This is a genomic window from Asaia sp. SF2.1, assembly GCF_000505765.1.
Taxonomy (GTDB): Bacteria; Pseudomonadota; Alphaproteobacteria; order Acetobacterales; family Acetobacteraceae; genus Asaia; species Asaia bogorensis.
Genome location: NZ_AYXS01000048.1, coordinates 587 through 3,293 on the forward strand (window position 1 = coordinate 587; position 2,707 = coordinate 3,293).

The window sequence follows — 2,707 nt, forward strand, 5'->3', positions numbered from 1 at the left end:
TCGAAGCAGACAGAGGAAGACCCTGACCAGCGTGTGAGGCAACTTGGGGTTATATCGGCGCAGCCGCCGAACATTTCGGGCAGATGGGGGGCAAAGGCCTCAATGGCGTTCTGCGATGCCTTGCGCGAGGGAATATCCCTGGGGGCTGCCTGCAGGGTGGCGACGAACTCACGCGACAGGGTTGCCCAGTCTGCGGGGAAGGCGCCGGCCTGACGGCGGGTGAATTCGGCAGCCAGATCCGGATAGGCATCGCGATAGCGGGAGAACAGATCGTTCCAAGCGGCCTCGGCCACCTCTCCGGCTGGGCGATGATCCCAGTCGCGATAGATGGCGTCAGGAATCTCGAAAGCCGGACTGGCCCAATCCAGACGCTCACGAATTCTGGCGATTTCATCGGCGGGAAGAACACCGCCATGCACCTTGTTGGTACCGGCATAGCCTTCGGAACAACCCTGACCGATGGTGGTACGGCAGATGATCAGGCTAGGGCGCGTGGTTTCGGCGCGTGCTGCGTTGAGTGCGCTAAGCACAGCATCGGGGTCATGCCCGTCAATCTCGCCGATCACCTGCCAGTCATAGGCCTCGAAACGCTTGCGCGTATCATCGGTATAAACCCCGTCGATCGGCCCATCATTGGTGACCATATTGCGATCATAGAGGGTGATCAGCTTGCCGAGCCCGAGCGTGCCCGCCAGAGCGCAGGCTTCATGCGAGATGCCCTCCATCAGGCAACCTTCACCCACATAGGCATAGGTGTGGTGATCGACGATGGGTAGACCGGGGCGATTGAACTGGGCGGCCAGAGTCTTTTCTGCCAGCGCCATCCCGACAGCGTTGGCGATACCCTGGCCCAGCGGGCCGGTGGTGGTTTCGATTCCGGGTGCATAGCCGAATTCGGGGTGTCCGGGCGTTCTGGAATGGAGTTGGCGGAACTGCCTGATGTCCTCGATCGTCAGGTCGAACCCGCTCAGATGCAGCAGGGCATAGAGCAGCATCGAGCCGTGGCCGTTGGAATAGACAAAGCGGTCACGGTTGCACCAGCCCGGATTGGCCGGGTTGTAGCGCATCACGTCACGCCACAGCACTTCAGAGATATCAGCCATGCCCATTGGCGTGCCGGGATGGCCGGACTGGGCCTTGAAGATGGCATCTATGGCCAGGATACGGATGGCGTTGGCGCGTTGCTTGCGGGTTGTCATGAGAAGCCCTCGGTCTGATCCGGCCAGTGGCCGCAATGTTAGATTCGGCTGATGAAATGATATGTATTAAACTCTGTTCATGAAGCTTGTTTTGCGAAGCATGAATAATACCCATTTTGTTGCATTAAGAGAATACCATACAAGCAATGTAGCCATTGAATAGAAATATATAACTATGAGATTTTCATACAATCCATGCACAATGGCGTGATGGTTAGCCGGAATGCGGCCTAGGTATAAGCGTAAGACTTATATCTGTCGAATACAGAGTTTCATGGGTAGACAATTCAAATTATTGTCACCTTGGGGTGGTAATACAGATCGCGTTCTACAAAAGTTCTTATATGATCTCATTAAAAAACGTTTATCATACCAACTCTGACAGCCTGAATGTCTCATACGAACAGACCGTCTGGTAACTATAACTCTTTTTTGTGATTTGCCGGAGGGGGACAACCCGCGCAAAGGAGGACGGGCCAGGCACGCTGCAGGGCAGCAAGATGCCTTTTTTGAGACTCAGGAGAAACACAATGGCAGGCGGGACATTCGTCGGCGGGGCACGGTCCGCAACCGACACTTTGCCAGACATTGAGCCACAGACGGCTTTCGGACGGTTCATCTCATGGGCCGGCATTCCGCCGATCATGATCTGGGGCTTTATCGGTACTCTGCTCTTCATGATCGGTGACGGCGTAGAGAGTGGTTACCTCTCTCCCTATCTCGTCTCGCTCGGCTTTCAGGAGCATGACGTTGCCGGCCTGTTCACCATCTATGGCCTGACGGCAGCTGTATCGGCCTGGGCCTCGGGTGCCCTTTCCGACATGTGGGGCAGCCGCAAGGTCATGCTTGTCGGTCTGGCCATCTGGATCCTGTTCCAGATCGGGTTCTTGGGTTTCGCCCTGCCGTCCAAGTCCTGGACATTGATCACGCTGTTCTACGGTCTGCGTGGCTTTGGCTATCCGCTCTTCGCCTTCGGCTTTCTCGTCTGGGTTGTGAACACGGCGCCCGTGCAGAAACTGGGCTCCGCCGTTGGCTGGTTCTGGTTCTGCTTCACGGCAGGTCTGCCCACGCTGGGTACGACGATTGCCGGTGTCCTGCTGCCCATCATTGGTGGTTATGCAACCCTGTGGGTCGCTCTGAGCTTCGTTGTCTTCGGTGGTGCACTGGCCCTGCTCGGCATGAACCGCGTGCCTCGCGTCGAAACGGGCAACAACGGAGCACTCAAGACGCTGTTCATGTCGCTGGCCATTGGCTGGCAGCGCCCCAAAGTTGGCATTGGCTGCATCGTACGTGCCATCAACACCTCTGCTGAATTCGGCTTCCTAGTGTTCATGCCGCTCTATTTCACCCATACACTTGGCTTTACCATGGGCCAGTGGCTGGCCGTGCTTCAGGCCATCTTCATCAGCAATATCTTCTTCAACCTGTTCCTGGGCATTGTGAGTGACAAGCTGAGCTGGCGCTACACGACCATGATCATGGGTGGCATTGGCTCGACGCTGAGCACC

1 protein-coding gene and 1 pseudogene are annotated in these 2,707 nt (G+C 56.6%); one reads left to right on the forward strand and one right to left on the reverse strand.

Going from position 1 to position 2,707, the window contains the following annotated elements:
- Positions 1-1,199, reverse strand: a pseudogene (locus P792_RS36165) (transketolase); the annotation flags it as partial.
- A 530-nt stretch (positions 1,200-1,729) separates the two neighbouring features.
- Here P792_RS36165 and P792_RS32920 point away from each other — a divergent pair.
- The coding region (locus P792_RS32920; RefSeq protein WP_023979611.1) for an MFS transporter at positions 1,730-2,707 on the forward strand (978 nt) is incomplete at its 3' end.